This is a genomic window from Cobetia sp. 14N.309.X.WAT.E.A4 (assembly GCF_030397495.1).
GTDB classification, from domain to species: domain Bacteria; phylum Pseudomonadota; class Gammaproteobacteria; order Pseudomonadales; family Halomonadaceae; genus Cobetia; species Cobetia marina.
In genome coordinates, this window is the sequence record NZ_JAPNXT010000009.1 from 17889 (window position 1) to 38510 (window position 20622).

At 63.4% G+C, this 20622-nt stretch carries 18 protein-coding genes; 10 read left to right on the top strand and 8 right to left on the bottom strand.

Features of this window, described 5'->3' with window-relative positions; translation table 11 throughout:
- Positions 1 to 126 precede the first annotated feature (126 nt).
- Positions 127 to 1335, bottom strand: a complete 1209-nt coding sequence (gene fdhA / locus OW493_RS12750; RefSeq protein ID WP_084208117.1) for a formaldehyde dehydrogenase, glutathione-independent — start codon at positions 1333 to 1335, stop codon at positions 127 to 129.
- Positions 1336 to 1754: 419 nt separating this feature from the next.
- Between fdhA and OW493_RS12755 the strand changes: the two genes are divergently transcribed.
- Together OW493_RS12755 and cfa are read left to right on the top strand one after the other, a co-directional pair.
- The gene (locus tag OW493_RS12755; protein ID WP_077374692.1) at positions 1755 to 2132 is read left to right on the top strand and encodes a hypothetical protein; all 378 of its coding nucleotides are present in this window, start codon (positions 1755 to 1757) and stop codon (positions 2130 to 2132) included.
- Between the two features lie 450 nt (positions 2133 to 2582).
- Entirely contained in the window at positions 2583 to 3761 is a 1179-nt protein-coding gene (gene cfa, locus OW493_RS12760) for a cyclopropane fatty acyl phospholipid synthase (RefSeq protein ID WP_289864345.1), read from the top strand.
- 99 nt (positions 3762 to 3860) lie between these two features.
- Here the strand turns inward: cfa and OW493_RS12765 are convergent, their stop codons facing one another.
- Positions 3861 to 4460, bottom strand: coding sequence for a MarR family transcriptional regulator (locus OW493_RS12765; RefSeq protein ID WP_240499676.1), 600 nt, complete (start codon positions 4458 to 4460; stop codon positions 3861 to 3863).
- Between the two features lie 232 nt (positions 4461 to 4692).
- Positions 4693 to 6252: a sigma-54-dependent transcriptional regulator gene (locus OW493_RS12770; RefSeq protein WP_084208116.1), complete on the bottom strand. Its 1560-nt coding sequence runs from the start codon at positions 6250 to 6252 to the stop codon at positions 4693 to 4695.
- A 461-nt stretch (positions 6253 to 6713) separates the two neighbouring features.
- Between OW493_RS12770 and phhA the strand changes: the two genes are divergently transcribed.
- The 3 genes from phhA (at position 6714) to OW493_RS12785 (ending at position 9195) form a co-directional block, all read left to right on the top strand.
- On the top strand, positions 6714 to 7595 hold the full coding sequence (phhA, locus tag OW493_RS12775) for a phenylalanine 4-monooxygenase (protein ID WP_289864346.1): 882 nt from the start codon (positions 6714 to 6716) through the stop codon (positions 7593 to 7595).
- A 66-nt stretch (positions 7596 to 7661) separates the two neighbouring features.
- Positions 7662 to 8000, top strand: coding sequence for a 4a-hydroxytetrahydrobiopterin dehydratase (locus OW493_RS12780; protein ID WP_191237496.1), 339 nt, complete (start codon positions 7662 to 7664; stop codon positions 7998 to 8000).
- Between the two features lies 1 nt (position 8001).
- Entirely contained in the window at positions 8002 to 9195 is a 1194-nt protein-coding gene (locus OW493_RS12785) for an amino acid aminotransferase (RefSeq protein ID WP_077374706.1), read from the top strand.
- A 117-nt stretch (positions 9196 to 9312) separates the two neighbouring features.
- Here OW493_RS12785 and OW493_RS12790 read toward each other — a convergent pair whose 3' ends face one another.
- The 4 genes from OW493_RS12790 to OW493_RS12805 form a co-directional block, all read right to left on the bottom strand.
- A complete protein-coding gene (locus OW493_RS12790) occupies positions 9313 to 10563 on the bottom strand; it encodes a LysR family transcriptional regulator (RefSeq protein WP_289864347.1) in 1251 nt (416 codons plus the stop codon).
- A gap of 262 nt (positions 10564 to 10825) precedes the next feature.
- A complete protein-coding gene (locus OW493_RS12795) occupies positions 10826 to 11209 on the bottom strand; it encodes a RidA family protein (protein WP_077374712.1) in 384 nt (127 codons plus the stop codon).
- A 160-nt stretch (positions 11210 to 11369) separates the two neighbouring features.
- Positions 11370 to 12629, bottom strand: coding sequence for a D-amino acid dehydrogenase (locus tag OW493_RS12800; protein WP_141392336.1), 1260 nt, complete (start codon positions 12627 to 12629; stop codon positions 11370 to 11372).
- A gap of 321 nt (positions 12630 to 12950) precedes the next feature.
- Positions 12951 to 14282, bottom strand: a complete 1332-nt coding sequence (locus tag OW493_RS12805; protein WP_289864348.1) for an MATE family efflux transporter — start codon at positions 14280 to 14282, stop codon at positions 12951 to 12953.
- A 436-nt stretch (positions 14283 to 14718) separates the two neighbouring features.
- On the opposite strand from OW493_RS12805, the gene OW493_RS12810 reads away from it, so the two are divergent.
- A complete protein-coding gene (locus OW493_RS12810) occupies positions 14719 to 15678 on the top strand; it encodes a LysR family transcriptional regulator (RefSeq protein ID WP_077374722.1) in 960 nt (319 codons plus the stop codon).
- Between the two features lie 131 nt (positions 15679 to 15809).
- On the opposite strand, the gene OW493_RS12815 is transcribed toward OW493_RS12810, so the two are convergent.
- On the bottom strand, positions 15810 to 17534 hold the full coding sequence (locus OW493_RS12815; protein WP_136938702.1) for a GGDEF domain-containing phosphodiesterase: 1725 nt from the start codon (positions 17532 to 17534) through the stop codon (positions 15810 to 15812).
- Between the two features lie 442 nt (positions 17535 to 17976).
- On the opposite strand from OW493_RS12815, the gene queC reads away from it, so the two are divergent.
- Genes queC through OW493_RS12835 form a run of 4 tightly spaced genes read left to right on the top strand, consistent with a single transcriptional unit; the run spans position 17977 to position 20604 of the window.
- Entirely contained in the window at positions 17977 to 18720 is a 744-nt protein-coding gene (gene queC, locus OW493_RS12820) for a 7-cyano-7-deazaguanine synthase QueC (protein ID WP_289864349.1), read from the top strand.
- Positions 18720 to 19412: a 7-carboxy-7-deazaguanine synthase gene (gene queE, locus OW493_RS12825; protein ID WP_289864350.1), complete on the top strand. Its 693-nt coding sequence runs from the start codon at positions 18720 to 18722 to the stop codon at positions 19410 to 19412. Before queC ends, queE begins: the two co-directional genes overlap by 1 nt.
- 8 nt (positions 19413 to 19420) lie before the next feature.
- Positions 19421 to 20320, top strand: coding sequence for a 6-carboxytetrahydropterin synthase (locus OW493_RS12830; protein WP_077374735.1), 900 nt, complete (start codon positions 19421 to 19423; stop codon positions 20318 to 20320).
- A complete protein-coding gene (locus tag OW493_RS12835) occupies positions 20317 to 20604 on the top strand; it encodes a YkgJ family cysteine cluster protein (protein WP_289864352.1) in 288 nt (95 codons plus the stop codon). The genes OW493_RS12830 and OW493_RS12835 overlap by 4 nt, the downstream gene beginning before the upstream one ends.
- Positions 20605 to 20622 lie beyond the last annotated feature (18 nt).

Sequence of the window (20622 nt, forward strand, 5' to 3'; positions counted from 1 at the left end):
AGGTTGTCGTGCTCACATGCGCCTGTCAGACAATGCAGACGACGCTGCCACGCCCCGGTCAACAGGGCGTGGCAGCGTCGTCTGTAGCGAAAGCCTCCTGTCACGAAGGGTCTCTCATGCCCGATATCAGGCAGCGCGCCCGTTGCGCACCATGGCATGGGGGTCGATGACGAATTTCTTGGCAGCGCCACCGTCGAAGTCCGCGTAGCCTTGCGGCGCTTCTTCCAGACTGATGACCTGCACGTTGACCGCATCCGCGATGTTGACGCGCCCGAACAGGATCGCCTGCATCAGCGGGCGGTGATACTTCATCACCGGGCACTGCCCCGTGTGCAACGAGTGAGACTTGGCCCAGCCCAGTCCGAAGCGCATGGAGAGCGCACCGACCTTGGCGGCCTCATCCTCGGCGCCCGGGTCTTCGGTGACATAGAGCCCGGGAATGCCGATCTGGCCGCCGGCACGCGTCAGCGCCATTGCCGAGTTGAGTACCGTCGCCGGCTGCTCACGCCCATGATCACATCCACAGCCATGCGCCTCGAAGCCGACGCAATCGACGAAGCAATCCACTTCGCGCTCGCCGAGAATCGCCTCGACCTTGTCCTCCATCGAGCCTTCCTGACGCAGGTCGATGGTCTCGCAGCCGAAGCTCTCGGCCTGCTGCAAACGCTCGGGAATCATGTCGCCCACGATGACGCAGGCCGCCCCCAGCAGCTGGGCAGACACCGCCGCCGCCAGCCCCACCGGCCCGGCACCCGCGATGTAGACCGTGGCGCCCGGCCCGACCCCTGCAGTCACGCAGCCATGGAAGCCTGTCGGGAAGATGTCGGAGAGCAGCGTCAGGTCACGGATCTTCTCCATCGCCTGATCGGCATCCGGGAACTTGAGCAGGTTGAAGTCGGCATAGGGCACCATGACGTAATCCGTCTGACCGCCAGTCCAGCCGCCCATGTCGACATAGCCATAGGCTGCACCGGGACGCGCCGGATTGACGTTCAGACAGATCCCCGTCTTGCCTTCCTTGCAGTTGCGGCAGCGCCCGCAGGCGATGTTGAACGGGACCGAGACGATGTCGCCGACCTTGATGAATTCCACGTCGCGGCCAGCCTCGACGACCAGTCCGGTGATCTCGTGGCCCAGCACCAGGCCCTGGGGTGCCGTGGTCCGGCCACGCACCATGTGCTGATCGCTACCACAGATATTGGTCGAGACGACCTTGAGAATGACGCCGTGTTCACACTTGCGATTTCCCAGCGCCAGGGTCGGATAGTCCAGTGACTCGACACTCACCTTCCCCGCTCCCTGGTAGACGACTCCGCGATTGGCATTGGCTGACATGACGTGCTCCTGCTGGCATGGGATTTGGTGCATGGACGGCGTCAGACAGGCACGCTGACGACATCTCCCGTCACTTGCCGATACGCCGACCACCTGCCCCCTGTCGGTGGCGTCCGACCTGAAGGGCCCCTGCAGACTAGGCCACTTGCCACGGGTGAGCTGTCCAGATGAGGCATCGACATGCCCATGCGAGACATGCCACGACCAAAGTGGCAGTGCGCATGATTGAGGTCGTCGCGCCTGGCCGACAGGATGCGTCGATGCATCGCCACACTTGAAGCCAGTGACACTGCCCCCACGTCAATCAGCAGAGCACGATGGGTAACCCATTTCGCCATGGCAATCGCTCGCGCCAGCCCTCGCTCCGTGAGCGGCGTCTCGCTGCGAGCCATTGGCCTGATTCATTCCAAGGAGAGACCATGACCATGACATCCAACGCCCTGCGCACCGCCTGCATGACCGTCGCCATCGCCGGAACCGCCTTCATTGCGGGCTGTGGCAACACCAGCGTGATCGAGAAGCAGGACACGCGTTACGAGGTCAGCGCCGTCGATGAGGACCGTGACGATGCCATCGCTCAGGTCAAGGAACGCGCTCTGGAAGTCTGCGAGGAGCAGGATCGCGACAAGTACGACGTGCTTGATTCCCGTGTCTTCGGCCCGCAGGACAGCATGTCCAAGGCAGCCGAAGGCAACGATCAGCTGGAAGGCGGCACCATCAATGAAGATACCGAGATGGCCGCCGCCACCCACGAAGGTGAAGGCTACAAGGTCGCCTGGACCATCCGCTGCCGCTGAGGCGCCTTCCCGTCAGCCAGCCCGAGCTGACAGCAAGGCCATGTGCATGAATGCAAGAGCGCATGAGCACAAGAGCGCATGAACGCAAGAAAGCCGCCCCTGAGGGCGGCTTTCTTGCGTTCATGCATCACGAAACCCCGGAGACGAACGGCCGTTCGGAACGCGCAACCTCGGGTTGCCGCCCACGACGGGATATTGCAGCGCCGCATTAGACGACTCTTGACTATGCTGAGACGAAAGCGCTCGCCAGTTCGGCGCCTGCCATCCCCCCAGGACAGCGCAGCACGCGGGAGCGGAGGCGAAGCTTTTGCGTACCAGACAGCCGTGACACCCGAGCATTGCCATGCGAGACGCTCGACTACCCAACGCCCGGGGCGGTCGATCACTGCCATTTGCCATGACGAATCCATCAGGACTCTACGCGCCCAGCGCCGTCAAGGAGGCTTTTCCATGAGTATCGAACAACGCCTGGCCCCCGTTGCACTACCCGAAAACCGTCAACGACAGATCGTCGAGCGCCTGCTCTCTGGCTCCGGGGTCAGTCTGAATGGCCCTGACCCCTGGGATATCTGCGTCCGCCATCCGGATCTGTTCCGGCGGGTGCTGAATCAGGGTAGTCTGGGGCTGGGTGAGGCTTACATGGAAGGCTGGTGGGATTGCGAACGGATCGACGAGATGATCCATCGCCTGCTCAAGCATGGGCTGGGGGAGCGAGCCCACACCTTTGGTGAGCGCATCGCCTACCGCCTCCAGGCGGGAGTCATCAATCTGCAGAGCCGTCGTCGTGCCGAGGTGGTGGGCAAGGTGCATTACGACTTCGGCAATGACCTCTTCACCCGCATGCTGGACCCGACCCTGTGCTACAGCTGCGGATACTGGAAAGGACTGCCGATCGCGCCGGAGAACCTGGAGCAGGCCCAGCAGGCCAAGCTGGATCTCGCCTGTCGCAAGCTCGGGCTGACACCCGGCATGCGCGTGCTGGACATCGGCTGTGGCTGGGGAAGCTTCGCCGCCTACGCCGCGCGCCACTATGGCGTGGAAGTCGTCGGCATCACCATTTCCGCCGAGCAGGCGGCGCTGGCGCGGGAACATTGCCATGGCCTGCCAGTGAAGATCCTGCTCAAGGATTACCGTGACGAGCAATTCCGTCACGAGGTCGGCACCTTCGATGCCATCGTGTCCATCGGCATGTTCGAGCACGTCGGCCACAAGAACTACGCGACCTACTTCACCCGTGTCGCGCAGCTGCTGCGCCCCGGCGGACGCTTCGTGCTGCACACCATCGGCTCCAACCTGAGCGACATCTCCGCGGACCCCTGGGTCAATCGCTACATCTTCCCCAACGGCGTGCTGCCCAGTGCCAGTCAACTGATCCAGGCCAGCGAGCATCACCTGATCATGGAGGACTGGCAGAATTTCGGTGCCGACTACGACCCGACGCTGATGGCATGGCGTGCCAACCTCGATGCCAGATGGCATGAACTGGCCGACACCTACACGACGCGGGACAAGCGCATGTTCGAGTATTATCTGGGTGCCTGTGCCGGGGCCTTCCGCGCCCGCCAGCTTCAGCTCTGGCAGGTGGTCTTCACCCACGGCAATCCGGGGCGTTACGACGCACCACGCTGATCCGCTTGCGCCCTCCGTGCGCCTGGCACTCTCCAGCCGTGCCAGGCGTCCGGCAAGGCGACTCACCAGGGGACGACTCGCCCCTTGGTGACCCATGACTCATGACTCACGATGCGTCGCCGGTGACCGGGAGCGCGTCCCTCTGGCACCTGTCCGTGATGCCGGGGCATTGCCTGCCGACTCGGCCTGCGAGCGGGAGATGCTGTGCCTGGCATTGCGCTCCAGCGCCTGAAGCATGCCGGCCAGCTGATCCAGCGATTCATCCTCGAAGCCGACATATAGCTCCTCGCGAACTCGCGCGATGCGCTCACCCAATTGCACAAGGCATTCATGGCCCGCCTCGGTGAACCACAGGCAGCGAGCACGACGATCCGTGGCGTGGGGTTCGCGACGAATCAGCTGCTGACACTCGAGCTGATTGAGCGTGCGCGTCAACGACGGCATCTCGATTCCCAGCTCGCTGGCCAGCATCTGCTGGGTACAGCCCTCGCCAAGCTTCTCCAGATGCACCATCACCGTCCAGCGGGCTTCCGTCATCCCCAATGGCTCGACCGCGGTCGTGATCGAGGTACGCCACAGGCGGTGGACACGCCCGAGCAGGCCTCCCAGAGAGGGCTTGATGGTCTCGTGAAGGGGTTGAGCATCATCACAGGCTTTCATCGCCTGCAGCGCCACTTCGTCGTCAGTGCCTTGTTGCATGATGATTCTCCGTCTCCACGCCGCGGGGCTCACCCCCTGGATGAGCCCCGCGATGCCAACGTCAATTTAGCTTGCTAATGAATGGCGGAATCATACGCTTTATTAGCGGGCAAATCAAAACACGCGTGACGGGACGCGCTCGGCAGCATCCTGCCACTCCCCTTTCCGATGGCGCGCTGGCCTGTTTGCATGTCTGAGCGCGTGCGTGAGCGCCCGCGTGATTCTCGCGCGGCTAGTCCGCCTCCGAGCCGATCCCGTGGCGCTTGAGCTTGTTGGCAATGGTGGTGTGCGAGACACCAAGACGCTTGGCCAGCAGTCGGCTGGAAGGGAACTCCGGATAAAGACGCGCCAGCACGCGCCGCTCCACCTCGTCGTGGATATCGCCGAGGCTGCCTGCCAGATCGATGCTGTCCAGACCTTCATCGCGCACCTCGCCAATCAGGCGCAGATGCTGCGCCTCGATCACCTCGCCCTCGCACAGCGAGACCGCCTGGAACAGCACGTTTTCCAGCTGGCGCACGTTGCCGGGCCAGTGATAGCCGCGCAGGCGTGCCATCGCCTCCGGTGAGAGAGTGCGAACACGCGCTCCGATCTGGCGCACGGCACGTTCGAGAAAGTGATGTGCCAGCTCCTCCAGTCCATCCAGGCATTCCCTGAGTGGCGGAATCTGCACGCACAGCACATTGAGACGATGGAAGAGGTCGTGGCGGAAGCGCCCTTCGCTGCTCAGCGCCGGCAGGTCCTGCTGGGTCGCGCAGATGACGCGCACATCCAGAAAGGTCTCTTCATCGCTGCCGACACGCCTGAAGCCACCATCCTGCAGAAAGCGCAGCAGCTTGACCTGCATGCGCGGGCTCATCTCGCCGACCTCATCGAGGAAGATGGTGCCACCACTGGTCAGCTCCAGCAGACCCAGCTTGCCTTCCGGCCGTGCCCCCTCGAAGGCGCCCGGGGCGTAACCGAACAGCTCCGTCTCGGCCATTGACTCAGGCAGGCCCGCACAGTTGAGTGCCATGAACGGTGCCTGCCCGCGCGGACTGGCCAGATGGCAGGCGCGCGCCAGCAATTCCTTGCCGGTGCCGGTCTCGCCCTCGATCAACAGCGGGGCATCCAGCGGCGCCATGCGCCTGGCCTCCTTGACCACGGCGGACAGCTGACGGCTTGCCTGGAAGATGGCCTCGAACCCCCGCACCTCGGTACGCTGGATCTGATAGATACGCGAGCCCAGACGGTCCGCACGATGCAGGGTGACCACGGCCCCCGCCAGCGAGGCCACGTCCTCGTTCTCGGTATGCAGCGGCGCGATGTCGGCCAGGAAGGTTTCCTCTCCGACACGCAGGCGCAGGCCGTTGACGCGGGCGTTGTTGCGCCGGATCAGCTCCGGCAGGTCGACATCCTGGATGTGACGCGTCAGTGCCAGCCCCGGCACCTCATCGATGCGGACGCCCAAGAGCTTGCCGGCCGCACGATTGGCCGCCACCACACGTCCCTCCATGTCGATGGACATCACCGGATCAGACAGCGATGACAGCAGTGCATTGAGCTCCAGATGACGCCGCTCGGTGGGCATCAGGCTGACCCGGGTGACCTTGAAGACCCCGGGAATTTCCTCCAGTGCTGGCTTCAGGGTGGAGAGCTGCATGCGCAGCATGTTGGGAACATGCAGATAGATGGAATTGTTGGCCTCCCCACCGACCTCACCACGCAACACGTTGAGGCCGTAATCGGCAAAGGGGGCCAGGATGTCGCGCAGAATCCCGATCCGGTTCTGACAGGTCAGTTTGAGGCGCATGGCATTCTCGGCATTGTCGTTGGCATATCGCCGCTGTCAGGGTGGCTCTGACGGCACGGCTCTGAGGGTCAGGCGCTTGAGGATCACAAGCGCGGAGGGGAAACGCTGATGACCCGAGGACATCATTCGAGCTACCGCAGGGCAATGCGGCACATCGATGACGTTAACGTAAGCGTTATCAAAAACCTCGTAAAGCATTCCTTACAATAGACGGTATTGCCGGCACGCAAAACTGCCCGAATGGCACTGATCGAGGCCATCAGCCGCACAGGTGTCAGGATTATGTGACAAGAGACGGGGCATCGCACCGCTATCTGCCGCGCAAAAGCAGGCCGTGGCACTGGTCAAGGCTGTCCGACAAGGCCTAGCGTAGTCATCGACATGCAGGGACTGACATGTCCGCCATGATGACAATACGGCAGCCTGCCCACGCAGCGCCGCCATACCGTTCGGGAGGTTGCATGAACGCACCGCAGGGTCGTGACTGGCCACAGGCATCCCAGGTATCTGCGCCCGGCTCGCAGGCTCAGGCCAAGGGCACCCGCTACGTGGCGCATGAACCGGATAGCCGGGGCAGGATCCATTACAGCGATCAGGAGCACGCCACCTGGCAGACGCTGATGACGCGCCAGCTGGCGCTGGTCGAGGGACGCGTCTGCCGCGAGTACCTGCAAGGGCTTGAACATCTTGACCTGCCCCGGGATCGCATCCCCCAGCTGGACGAGATCGACCGGGTGCTCGAGGCCGCCACCGGCTGGCGAACCGCACGAGTACCGGCCTTGATCCCCTTCACCCGCTTCTTCGAACTGCTCGCCGAGCGGCGCTTCCCGGTTGCCACCTTCATTCGCCGTCCCGAAGAACTCGATTACCTGCAGGAACCGGACATCTTCCACGAGATCTTCGGTCACTGCCCGATGCTTACCCACCCCGCCTTTGCGGAATTCACCGCCACCTACGGTCGACTCGGTCTCGCCGCCAGCAAGGAAGAGCGCGTCTACCTGGCACGCCTCTACTGGATGACGGTGGAATTCGGCATGCTGCGCGAGGTTCAACCCGATGGCAGTCGTGCGCTGCGCCTCTACGGCGGCGGCATCATTTCCTCGCCACGCGAGACCTGCTATGCACTGGGCGAGCTCGAAGACAGTCTCGAGCGCCCCGAGCACCTGCCCTTCGATGCCATCGAGGCACTGCGCACTCCATATCGCATCGACATCCTGCAGCCGCTCTACTATGTCCTGGAATCGCTGGACGATCTGCATGAACTCGCCAGTCGCGACATCATGGCGCTGGTGCACGAGGCCATGGCGCTCGGTCTCAAGACGCCGCGCTTCGCACCACGCTGATCGCACCGGCGCCTTGCGCTTCTTTTCACCCGCCCCACCCTCTTTCCTCAAGCCGGAGATAGTGACATGACCGAACTCGCCAGACAGTCCTGTGAAGCCTGCAGTTTCGATGCCCCCAAGGTCAGTGACAGCGACATCGAGACGCTCAAGACCGCCATTCCCGAGTGGCAGTTGCTCAATCGCGATGGCATCATGCAATTGGAGCGATGCTTCACGTTCCGCAACTTCAAGCAGGCACTGGCATTCACCAATCGCGTAGGCGAGATTGCCGAGGACGTCGGGCATCACCCGGCACTTCTCACCGAGTGGGGCAAGGTCACCGTGACCTGGTGGTCCCACGAGATGAAGGGTCTGCACAAGAACGATTTCATCATGGCCGCCAGAACCGACGAGGTAGCGAAATAAGATGTTCGAGCAGATTGCGCGTGTACCCGGGGATGCCATCCTCGGCCTGATCGAAGCCTTCAACAAGGACACCAACCCGCAGAAGGTCGACCTCGGCGTGGGTGTCTATCGCGATGCCAACGGCAATACGCCGGTCATGCGTGCGGTCAAGCAGGCCGAGGACCGCCTGGTCGAGAGCGAAGTCACCAAGACCTACATCGGCTCTCACGGTGACCCGCGCTTCGGCAAGGTCGTGCTGCCGATGGTGCTGGGCGCCGAGTCGCCGGTGCTGGCTGCCAACCGTGCCAGCGCCACTCAGGCGCCCGGCGGTACCGGTGCCCTGCGTCTGGCGGCAGACTTCATCGCCAGCAACCTCAAGGGCCGTGATATCTGGCTGTCCACTCCGACCTGGCCGAATCACCTGGGCATCTTCGATGCCGCAGGCGTGACGCGTCACAGCTACCCGTATGTCGACGAGAACAATCGCCTCGACTTCGACGGCATGCTGGCGACCCTCAAGACGATTCCGGAAGGCGACGTAGTGCTGCTGCACGCCTGCTGCCACAACCCGACCGGGTTCGACCTGAGTCGCGAGCAGTGGGACCAGGTGCTGGAAGTCGTCCAGTCACGCAAGCTGCTGCCGCTGATCGACTTCGCCTATCAGGGCTTCGGTGATGGTCTGGAAGAAGATGCCTACGGCGTGCGCCTGCTGGCCGAGAATGTCGATGAGGCCATCATCACCAGCTCCTGCTCCAAGAACTTCGGCATCTACTGCGAACGTACCGGCTGCCTGATCCTGATCGCCAAGGACGAGGACAGCATGCTGGACGTGCGCTCCCAGGCCGCGATCACCGCGCGTGAGAACTACTCCAATCCGCCGGCACATGGCGGTGCGGTAGTCATCGACATTCTCGAGGACGAGACGCTGCGCGCGGAGTGGAAGAGCGAGCTGACCGAGATGCGCGAGCGCATCAATGGCTTGCGTCGTGAGTTCGTCGAGGCGCTCAAGCCGTATGGCCTGGATGAGCAGTTCGCCTTCATCGCCGAGCAGCGCGGCATGTTCTCCTACACCGGCCTGACACCGGAGCAGGTCGATCGCCTGCGTGACGAGTTCGGCATCTACATGGTGCGCTCCGGACGCGCCAACGTGGCCGGCTTCTCCAGCGAGAATCTGCCCTACGTCGCCAAGGCCATCGCGACCGTCGTCAAGGGCTGAGCCTGACCGAACGCTTCGTGAAAGATGAAAAACCCGCCGATTGGCGGGTTTTTCATTGCTGGGGGCGAGACATTGTCAGGCGCCCTCAGTCGGCAGCCTTCGCTGTCACCGCGAACGTCATTCCTCGCGCTCGACAGGCAGCGTCGCGAGACTCGCCGCCACCGCCTCTTCCAGCAGGCTGACCAGCAAGGCCTGCACCTCATGCAGCGATTCATCGTCCTGCGTTGCCTGCCACTGCCACTTGAGCGCCAGATAGCGCTCGCTGCGCATCGAGAGCGGCATGCCGATCAGGTCGCCTCCGGCGTCCTCGAGTACCTGATGCGCCGACAGGGCATCGATGATGGTGGCAGCACTGCCTGAGCGCGCCAGACGCCCGGCGCTGGCAGGCGTGGCCACCTCCACCAGACTCGCCGGCGTCACGCGCTCTCGCTTGAGAAGTCCACGGACCAGCCGCCCCTGACTGCTGATTTCCGGCAGCTCCACGAACGGCCGCTCATTGAGGCGTTCCACCGTCAGCGGCTTGTCGAGCAGTGGCCAGCGTGAAGGCCACAGCAATATCAGTGGCAGCTTGAGCGCAGTCTGGCCTGCACCGTCGCGCTGCTCGTCGGCAGCCTCGACGGGAGGCTGTGCCGCCGCTGTCGTGTCGTCCAGAGAGGACAGCAGATCATCCTGGCGAGTGATACCGACCTCCGACAATGCGGCATCGTCTCCCAGCTCCGGCATGCCTGAGGAGATGCCCTGCGCCGCAGGGATGCCGGCGCCCTCCTCGGCGCCCTCCACCAGCACGGTCTCCTCACGGGCCCGGGCGCGCAGACTCTGCTTGAGTTCGCGCGCGCGTGCGGCCGCTGTCCTGGCACGCTTGCCGCCCTGAGGCTCCTCCGGCGCTTCCAGCGTGACGGCCATGTGTATCCGCCCCTCGGCCAGCGCCGCGGCATGCGTCGAGGCTTCCATCACCTCAAGGCTCGGCAGCCAATCACTCAGCGACTCGCTGGCCGCGATGCGCTCAAGCCATCCGGTGCTGAAGGCTTCCAGAGACGGCGTCACTGCCAGTACCAGGCGCGGGCGCTTGCCACTGCCCGGCCCGAAGGCCAGTCGCCTGAGCTCGGACTGCGCGGTGAACATCCGGGCCAGTGACGGGGTCAGGCGTTCGGCTTCCGGCGTGGGCACCAGCCGGCCACCTTCACGCAGGAACAACGAATAGCCCAGCGTCTGCTCAAGCTGTGCCAAGCCCCGCGAGACCACCGGCACGCTGATGCCCAGCTGCGCCGCGCCACCCTTCATCGATCCGCACTCGATCACCGCCCACAGCATTTCCAGCTGACGCAGCCGTATGCCGGGTTCACGTGTGCCTGTGTCTGACTGCGCCATGGTGTTGCTCCTTGAAGGGGTTCGTCCGCGATGCTCCGAGAGTCAGCAGTGGGCGCCGGCTCATTTAGCCTTACGCTAATCATGCTGACGCCAAATGTCACGCTTCACCTGCCTTCAAGACGTCATGCCCCTGAAACGACACTCCCCCCGCTGATGAATCAGCGAGGGGAGTGAGGGACAAGGCATCGATGCGCCAGTCATTCGTTCAGACCGGCCACTCGTTCAGGCCGGTCATTCCTTCAGACCGGCAATGGGCGAGCCATCACGAGAGTGCCAGTACGCCTTCTGCTTCAAACAGCACGCCCTTGGGCAGCTCCTTGACGCCGACGGCAGCACGCGCCGGATACGGCTGGCTGAAGTACTGCTCCATCAAGGTGTTGACCACGCCGAAATTGCTGAGATCGGTCAGGAACAGGTTGACCTTGACCAGCTGATCCAGGCTACCGCCTGCCGCTTCACACACCGCCTTGAGATTGCGGAACACCTGATCGGCCTGAGCCTCGAATCCGCCCTCCACCACGTCCATGGTGGCCGGGTCCAGCGGGATCTGGCCGGACAGGAACACCAGGTTGCCGGTACGCACCGCCTGGGAATAGGGACCGATGGCGGCAGGTGCGGCGTCAGTGGAGATGATCTGCTTAGTCATGCGGGCTTCCTTGTATCGAGTGATGAAAGAGAGGTCTTGAAGCGTATGGGAGACGCGTCACCAGACAGCGTGCTCAGCGACTCCCTGATGACACGAGACGAGAAACGGGAGCGATCCGGGCCCGCCGACACCGGCAGACCCTGACGACGGCACATGACATTCAGGCAGCGTAACGACCGAGGTTCAGCCCGTTCGGGTCGATGCCGGGCGTACGCCCGCCGACCAGGTCCGCCAGCAGGCTGGCGCTGCCACAGCTCATGGTCCAGCCGAGCGTGCCGTGTCCGGTGTTCAGCCACAGGTTGTCATACTTGGTGCCACCGATGATCGGCGTGGAATCCGGGGTCATCGGACGCAGGCCGGCCCAGAATTCCGCCTTGGCATAGTCGCCCGCTTCCGGGAAGACATCACGCACCACCATGTTGATGGTCGCACGGCGCTTCTCGAGCAGGGACAGGTCGAAGGACGCAAGCTCCGCCGTACCGCCCACGCGGATGCGATCATCGAAGCGCGTCAGCGCGACCTTGAAGGTCTCGTCCATCACCGTGGACTGCGGCGCGGCATCGGCATTGATGATCGGCACGGTCAGGCTGTAGCCCTTGACCGGGTAGATCGGCAGATCCAGATCCAGATCACGTGCCAGGAAGGGCGAGTAGCTGCCCAGGCACATCACATAGCTGTCGGCGCTCATCTCGCCGCGGTCGGTGATCACCTTCTCGATCCGGCTACCAGTACGCTGGATGCGCTGGATCGTGGTATTGAAGACGAACGTGACGCCCAGGGTGTCACGGCAGTAATCCGCCAGCCGGTTGGTGAACAGATGGCAATCACCGGTCTGATCGTCCGGCAGGTGAAGCCCGGCGATGAACTTGCCCGGCACGCGCGCCAGGGCCGGCTCGACGGCGGCGCAGGCCTCGGCATCCAGCAGCTGGTGACGCACACCACATCCGGCCAGTACCTTCATGTCCTTCTGCACGGCCTCGACCTGGGCCTCGTTGCGGAACAGCTGCAGCAGGCCCTTCTGACGGTCCTCGTAGCGCAGCCCTGTCTCTTCACGCAGCGAATTGATGCACAGACGACTGTATTCCGCGACGCGAACCATGCGCTCCTTGTTCACGGCATAACGGTCCGCATTGCAGTTGGCGAACATCTTGACCATGAACTTGGCCATCTGGGGGTCCATGCGCGGCTGGATCTTGAGAGGCGCGTGCTCCTGGAACATCCACTTGACGGCTTTCTGCGGAATGCCCGGAGCCGCCCAGGGAGAGGAAAAACCGAAGGACACCTGGCCGGCATTGCCGTAGCTGGTTTCCATCGCCGGGCTGGCCTGACGATCCACGACCGTGACCTCATGGCCCTGACGCGCCAGATAGTAGGCACTGGTCACGCCGACGACACCGCTTCCGAGCACAAGAATCTTCATGTTGTTCTACTCCGTGACTGCAACCGCGCTCGGCGGTGGAAGAAAGGGGGTTCCGTGCGCCGCGCACGAAACGTATCGCTTGATCCAGCCCCGAGCAGCAGCGCCGCCTTCAGTGGCTTGACCTCAATTACCCCAGTATAAGAGCGAAATCCGTCACGAATATTCTGTTATTGGCCTCCAATACAGATGATTGATAGCTAATTTTGCCAACCTGCCAGCAATTACGCACAAAAAAGCGGCCATTTTTAGAATGGCCGCTTTTGCGCTACGTCAAGGACTCGTCCTGGCAGTCTCACCCTCTCGAACACACCCTCATCGGCATCACGCGGTGGCGCTCTCGACAGGCCCTCGGGAGAGCTTGCCCAGCCCGCCAATCGCCTGACGATAGAGACGCCAGGCCACGATACCGGCCAGCAGATTGCCGATGGCCGCCCCGATCGCGACGCCGCGCAGACCATCGAGCTCAGCGCCCAGCCAGACGGCTGGCAGGAAGCACACGAAGAGACGCAGGAAGGACAGCAGCGTGGCCCGTAGCGGCCAACCCAGCGCATTGGCGGCCGAGACCACCAGCATGCAGATTCCCAGGAAGGCATAGCTTGGCAGCATCCAGGGGATCAGCAGGACCAGCGCCGCGCCGACCTCCTCATTGCCGACCAGCAACCGGGACAAGGGGACGGCGAGGAGCGCTACCACCACGCCCAGCACCAGCTGCCAGATGATCACGATCCTGGCGACCAGATTCATCAGTCGGCGCACTTCCTGCCAGCGACCTGCGCCGTAGCACCGCCCCAACCAGGGGGGCAATGACATGGTGAGCGCCAGCACCACGATCAAGGAAAAGGTCTCGAGCCGGCAGGCGATCCCCCAGGCGGCCACCTGGGTCTGACCCAGCGTCGCCACGATGGCCGTGACCAGCATGGCGGACACGGCCGGCATCATCTGAGAAAGGATGGCCGGTGCCGCGATCCCCGTCAGCTGACGCCAGGAGTCCCGCCATTCCTGAACCAACCCCTGCACCGCGATCCACTCTTCCTGCAACAGCTTGAAGGTCGTCACCATCAGGCCGATCACGAAGGCGATCAGCGTCGCCCAGGCAGCCCCCGCCAATCCGAACCCCGGCACGGGGCCGAGACCGAAGATCAGCAGAGGGTCCAGCGCCAGATTGAGCAGACTGGTCACCAGCATCATCACGCCGGGCAGCCGCGTGTTGCCGTGGGCACGAAACAGGCTGTAGAGCACATAGGCCATGGCGCCCACCCAGCTGGCCACCAGCCAGGGGCCCCAGTACGGCTCGATCAGCGAGAGCTCCTGGTCATTGGCGCCCAGCAGATGGAAGGCCGGCGCACGTATCAGCCATAGTCCTACCATCAACAGTGCCAGCAATCCGCCGGAGACCAGCACCACCACACTGCCGAGCCGCCGGGCACGAGCGTCCTCCCCTGCCCCCAGCGTGCGTGACACGATGGCGGCAATGGCGATGCCCATGCCGACCTGGAACCCGATGATCAGGAAGGTCAGCGGGAAGGTGAAGGACTGAGCCGCCAGTGGCGCCGTTCCCAGGCGCGACACGAAGGCGGCATCCACCAGATTGAAGCCCAGCAATCCCATGATGCCGATGGTCATCGGCAGTGTGGAACGCCAGAGACGGGACATCAGCTCGCCGGTACTCGGACAGGATGAAGGCGAGGATGTCGAAGAAGTACGAGTTGAAGACATGCAATCACTCCCAGGATGCCAGGCATCGCTGGTCTGAAGAAGAGAACGAGGGCGCTTGAGCTACGCGACGACAGCGCTTGAACGTTGATTCTAGGGATTCCTCCGTCAGGCAGATACCGCCAGCCAGACATGTCTTTGATGCAGTAACGGCAACACGAAGGCGAGAAAATCCGTTGATGCGTAGTATTAGCGGAAACATTGGGCGTGCTAAGCTTCGCCTGTTGACGATGCTGACCCGCTGGGCGACCGGTCTGTCCCTACCGATTGTCCTGCCATCTGCGGGCGGCGTCCCTGTCTGCTGAAGCGCGCCGCAACCCTGAAGAGCAGGACGGCTGCGTGAGCCTTTTCCTGTTGCATCACGAGAGGTCATACCGTGGATAAAGCATCCCGCTTGTTGCTGTTTCTGGATGTCGTGGAAGCACAGAGCTTCTCCAAGGCAGCCGATCATCGTCAGGTCAACCGCTCGGTGGTTTCCAAGCAGATCAGTCGTCTGGAAGAAGAGTTGCAGATTCGTCTCTTCAACCGCTCGACCCGCTCGCTGGCCCTGACCGATGCCGGCCGCGAGATCCATCAGCATGCCTTGCGGCTGCGCGAAGTGCTGGAAGACACCGATGATGTCGCGGGCGCCTACCAGGACGGGCCACGAGGGGTGCTCAAGATCACCAGCCCCAGCCACTTCGGTCGCACCTACGTGGCTCAGGCGGTGCGCCTCTACATGGAGCGCTATCCGGATACCCAGGTGGAAGTCCGTCTGGAAGACCACCTGACCGACCTGATCGGTGGCGGCTATGATCTCGCCATCCGCATGTCGGAACTGGAAGACTCCAACTTGATCGCGCGCCCCCTGGCCGCGCATCGCCATCTGATCTGTGCGTCGCCTGCCTTCATCGAACGCCACGGCATGCCGAAGACCCCCGCGGACCTCTCGGGGCTGCCGGCGGCCGTCTATTCACGCGATGGCTTCATTCTCGACCGCCTGCGGGTGTGCAGTGAAAGTGGCGTCGAGGAAAAGGTGGCGCTGGATTCTCGCCTCAAGGTCAATGATGCCGACGTGCTGATCGGAGCCATCAAGTCCGGTGCCTGCTATGGCATGATCTCCGCCATCAACATCAAGGATGAGGTACTGAATGGCGAGCTGGTCCCGCTGCTTACCGACGTGCCGATGAAGCCGCTGCCATCCATCCATCTGGTCTACCCGCATCGCCAGTATCTTCCCCAGAAGACGCGTCGCTTCAGTGATTGCCTGCAGGAAGTCGTCGGGACTCCGCCGGTGTGGGAGCAGCGCATTCCGGGCTTCGAGAACATGTACGGCTACGGCAAGACCTGCAGCTGAGCGCGTCACTTGCCTGTCTGGCGCCCGCTTCTGCTGCATGAAGCACCGAAGAAAAAACGAAAACGCCCGTCATGCAGTCGCATGACGGGCGTTTTCGTTTCCTGTGCCAGACAGGGCTTGCACCCGTCAGCTCAGGCGGCCCCGGGACAGGGGCGAATGCAGGGCTTGTTGCCAAGCCACTGCTTGAGCTCCGGCAGGCGCTTGGGCCGCGCGTAACGGAAGCCCTGCACCAGATGGCAACCCATCTCCACCAGCAGGCGTTCCTGCTCCACCGTCTCGACGCCCTCGGCCAGCACTTCCATGCCGAGGCTATCGGCCAACGAGATGGCATGCGAGACGATGGCGCGGTCACGCGCATCATGATCCAGGCTGCGGACGAACTGCTGGTCCACCTTGAGGCGACAGGCGCGTAGATCCCGGACATAGAGCAGCGAGGCAAAGCCGGTCCCGAAGTCATCGATGGCAAGCCTGACGCCTCGGTCGATCAGACCGGTCAAGCGCTCGACGACGCGATCCAGATCCGGCACCCGTGAGGACTCGGTGATTTCCAGCTCCAGCCGCTCGGGGGCGAAGTCGTGCAAGGCGAGCGCCTGTGAGACTCGCTCGGGAAAGCCGGGGTCACGAAATTCCTGGGCCGAGACGTTGATCGCCACCGACAGCGGCTTGCCGTCCGGGGTCACCAGATCCCGCGTCGCCTTGAGAGCAGCATCCATGACACGAGCCCCGACGGTACCGATCAAGCCGTACTGCTCCGCCAGCGGAATGAAGCGCCCAGGCCCGATGGTCCCGAGCTCCGGATGGTCCCAGCGCACCAGCACCTCCACGCCGACCGCCTGACCACTGGCCAGATCGAACTGGGGCTGGAAGGCAAGATCGAGCTCTTCGAGATGCTCGCGCAGGTCACTGGTCAGCCGGTAATCGTTGAGGTGACGCATGTGGGCACCGGGCGAGAAGACATGCCAGGCCCCGCAGACATCGATATCGTCCTGCTCGCCATGCAGCATGGCCAGTTCAGCCAGGTGCAGCAGCCGATGCGCGCGACGCGCGTGCTGAGGCGCCAGGCTGATGCCCACCCGCGCGGTGACGGGCAAGGACTTGCCATCCAGGCGCATCAGCGTGACCAGCTGCTCGCACAGCTCGCTGGCCCGCGCGATCAGGGCGACTTCATCGCCGGTGAAGAACAGCGCGAAGGCATTGCCCAGAGGGCGACAGACCAGTGCATCGCGGTATTGCAACGACATCGCTTCCGCCACGCGCTCCAGCAGCGGGTCGATACGCTCCGCGCCATGCGCCGAGTTGATGATCTCCAGATGGGTCAGCGAGAGATAGATGATGCCGCCATCGACCGCCTCACCGGACAGCAGCTCGTCCACCTGGGCATTGAAGCGATCACGCGACAGCAGGTTGATCGGCTGCAGTCGACGCAGCGCGATCAGCACCTTGTCGTCCAGTCCGGCAGCGCGCGCTTCGGCCAGACCCGAGAACGGCGCCTTGAGGCGCACGCGGCGCTCACTGACTGGTTCAAGCCGCGGACGCGCCTCACCGAACAGCTCCTTCCAGCCACAGGTATAGGCGACGAGTCGTTCTTCATCGAACACCGCCATTCGCCAGGGAAGATTGGCCTGCTGCACCAGCAGCCAGTGGCCCAGCTCCCCGTCGATCCCCATCATCCACATCCCCGGCTGGCCGCTGAGCCCACAGGGCTCCGGCAGATGCGACAGGGTTCTCGGCAGTTCAGGCTGGTGTTCTGCCTGACGGGCACGGGGTGAGCTCCAGGCGAGCTGGCCGAAGCGGTCGAAGATCCACAGCGGCTCTTCGATGGAGGATAACAACTTGATCAGAATATCGAGAGGCACGCTCACCCCACTGCAGTCACAATGAATAAGGGTCTTGCTATCCCGCCCGCTGACGGTGCAACCGTTACCGCCATCGAGCCCACCTCCGGTCCTTCACATGCCATGTCTCACTTCAACGGCATGTCCTGCACTTTCACCATTACTGCAATCTTTCGCTAATACACTGAGTCTATGTCAGGGCATGGGGCAGGTACCAAGGCTATTTTCTCGCCCCATCAACGCTTGCGATGTCTCGACGCTTTTCCTGAGCCAATGCGGTACGCGCCTCCCGGCCATCCAGAATGTCCTGCTGGCCTCAAAGTGTCCTGGTGGGCATCAAAGTGTCCTGGTGGCCTCAAAGCGTCCTGGTGGCATCAACACCGCGGGAAGAGTAGGATAGGCGCCCGTTTCGCCCGGACCGGATCCCGGGCGCCGAATCCATCGGTCAAAGAAATTCTCCGTCATGACTCTCAACGTCCCGAATTCCGCTGTATCCGCTCCTGCCTCCTCTGCAGAGCGCCCCCGCGCCGTCGTCATCTACTCCGGTGGCATGGACTCCTACACCGTCCTGCACCAGGCGCTGAAGGAAGGCTTCGAGGTACACGCCCTCTCCTTCCATTACGGCCAGCGCCACTCGCGTGAGCTCGACGTCGCACGCCAGGTCTGCGAGTCACTGGGCGTCGCCCACGAAGTCGTCGACATTCGCGCCATCCATGGACTGATCGACAACTCCGCGCTGACCAACAGTGACCAGACGATGCCCAAGGCCGACTACGACGAGGACTCCATGACCTCGACCGTGGTGCCCAATCGCAACATGATCCTGCTGTCCCTGGCGATCGCCAAGGCCGTCAATATCGAGGCTGACGTGTGCTTCTATGGTGCCCACGGCGGGGATCACGTGCTCTACCCGGATTGCCGTCCGGAATTCGTCGAGAAGATAAATGCCGTCGCCGCGATCGCCAATTTCTCGCCGGTGGAGATTCGCGCGCCCTTCCTGCACGCCAGCAAGGACGAGATTCTGGCCGCCGGCATCGCCATGCAGCTCGATTACGCCCAGACCTGGACCTGCTATGAAGGCCGTGAACTGGCCTGTGGGGAATGCGGCAGCTGCCGCGAGCGCCTCGCTGCCTTCGCCGCCCATGGGCTGAGCGATCCGCTCGGGTATGACACGGCCGATTCGGCCAAGGGCGCAGGCACTCTCTGATGTATACGGTAAAGGAAGCGTTCTACACCCTGCAGGGCGAAGGTGCTCGCGCAGGGCGCGCCAGCGTGTTCTGCCGCTTTGCGGGCTGCAATCTGTGGAGTGGTCGTGAGCAGGATCGCGACACCTCGGTCTGTCGCTTCTGCGACACCGATTTCGTCGGCACCAATGGCCAGAATGGCGGCAAGTTCCGCACCGCAAGCGAGCTGGCGGACTTCCTGGCCAGCCTGTGGCCGGAACACTCCGGCATCGCCACGCCCTATGTGGTCTTCACCGGCGGTGAGCCACTGTTGCAGCTCGACCGCGAACTGGTGGACGCGATGCACGCCCGCGGCTTCGAGATCGCGGTGGAGACCAACGGCACCGTCGCGCCGCCCGCCGGCATCGACTGGCTATGCGTCAGCCCCAAGGGTGCCAGCGAGCTGGTCCTCACCGGCGGCGATGAGCTCAAGCTCGTCTACCCGCAGCCGGAGGCGCTGCCGGAGCGCTTCGTCAGTCTGGACTTCGCACACTTCTATCTGCAGCCACTGGATACCGCCGCCCTGGATGCCCTGCCCGCGCCAGCCGCCGCTCGCGAGCATTATCGCGAGGTACTGGCGACGGATACGCCGATGAACCAGTGCGTCAGTTACTGCATGGCCAATCCCCAGTGGCAGCTATCGCTGCAGACTCACAAGATCAGTGGTATCGATTGATGACGGCAATGACTTCCAAGACCCTGTTCGTCAGGGCCCTCACCGCGGTGGATGCCTCGGTGTGGAGCAATACTCGCGGCCTGCATGGCATCAGTCAGCATCTGGACCTGGAGCTGGACGGCGCCGTCGGCCATGACGGCATGCTGTTCGACTTCGGCGACGTCAAGCCGTGGGCCAAGCGCATGATCGACCAGGACGCCGATCACACCTTGATCGTGCCCAGTCAGGCCGACGGCGTGAGCGTCACGGACTGCCCGGAAGGACTGTGTCTGCGCTTCACCCAGCCCTATGCCATGGAAGTGCGCGGCCCGCGCCAGGCCTTCTGCCTGCTGCCGGTGGCCGAGGTCACCACCGTGGTGCTGGCCAACCACTTCGAGAAGCTGCTGACGCGCCGCCTGCCGCCGCGCGTCGAGGCGCTGCGCGTGCGCCTGCGCGATGAGTGCATCGAGGGTGCCGCCTACACCTACAGTCATGGCTTGCGTCATCACAGCGGCAACTGTCAGCGTATCGCGCATGGTCACCGCTCCCCGCTGGTCATCGAACGCAATGGGCTGCGGGACACGGCGCTGGAAGCCGAGTGGGCCGAGAAGCTCAATGACCGCTACCTGGCCGAAGAAGGCGATCTGATCGACCGTCCCGGCCGTGAGCTGGTATTCAGCTATGAGGCACCGCAGGGCAGATTCCGCATTCGCCTGCCGCGCAAGCAGGTCTGGTTGCTGCCGACACCGACCACCATCGAGTGGATCGCCGACTGGCTGGCGCGCCAGATCGCTCTCGACAGCGGCGACAGCATTCGCGTCGAAGCCTATGAAGGGATCAACAAGGGCGCCATCGCGCGGCACACGCCAGAGACCGCCCGCCAGCCGCTGGTGCTGCCTGAGCATGAGGAAATGCCCGCCACATCATGACGCAGACCGCCCACCACCTCGCGGCCACTCCCGCATCCGGCTGCCGCGCCGGCTGCGGGGGGTGCTGCATCGCGCCTTCCATCTCGAGCCCGATTCCCAGCATGCCCAATGGCAAGCCGGCAGGCGTGCGCTGCGTGCAATTGGATGACGAGAATCTGTGCAAGCTGTTCGGAACGCCACAACGACCGGCCGTGTGTGGCAACTTCGACTTCGATATCGAGCTGTGTGGCAATTCAAGCGAAGAGGCCCTGCGCCTGATCGGCGAGTGGGAGCGCCTGACGTGAGAGACGCCCCCTGAGGGA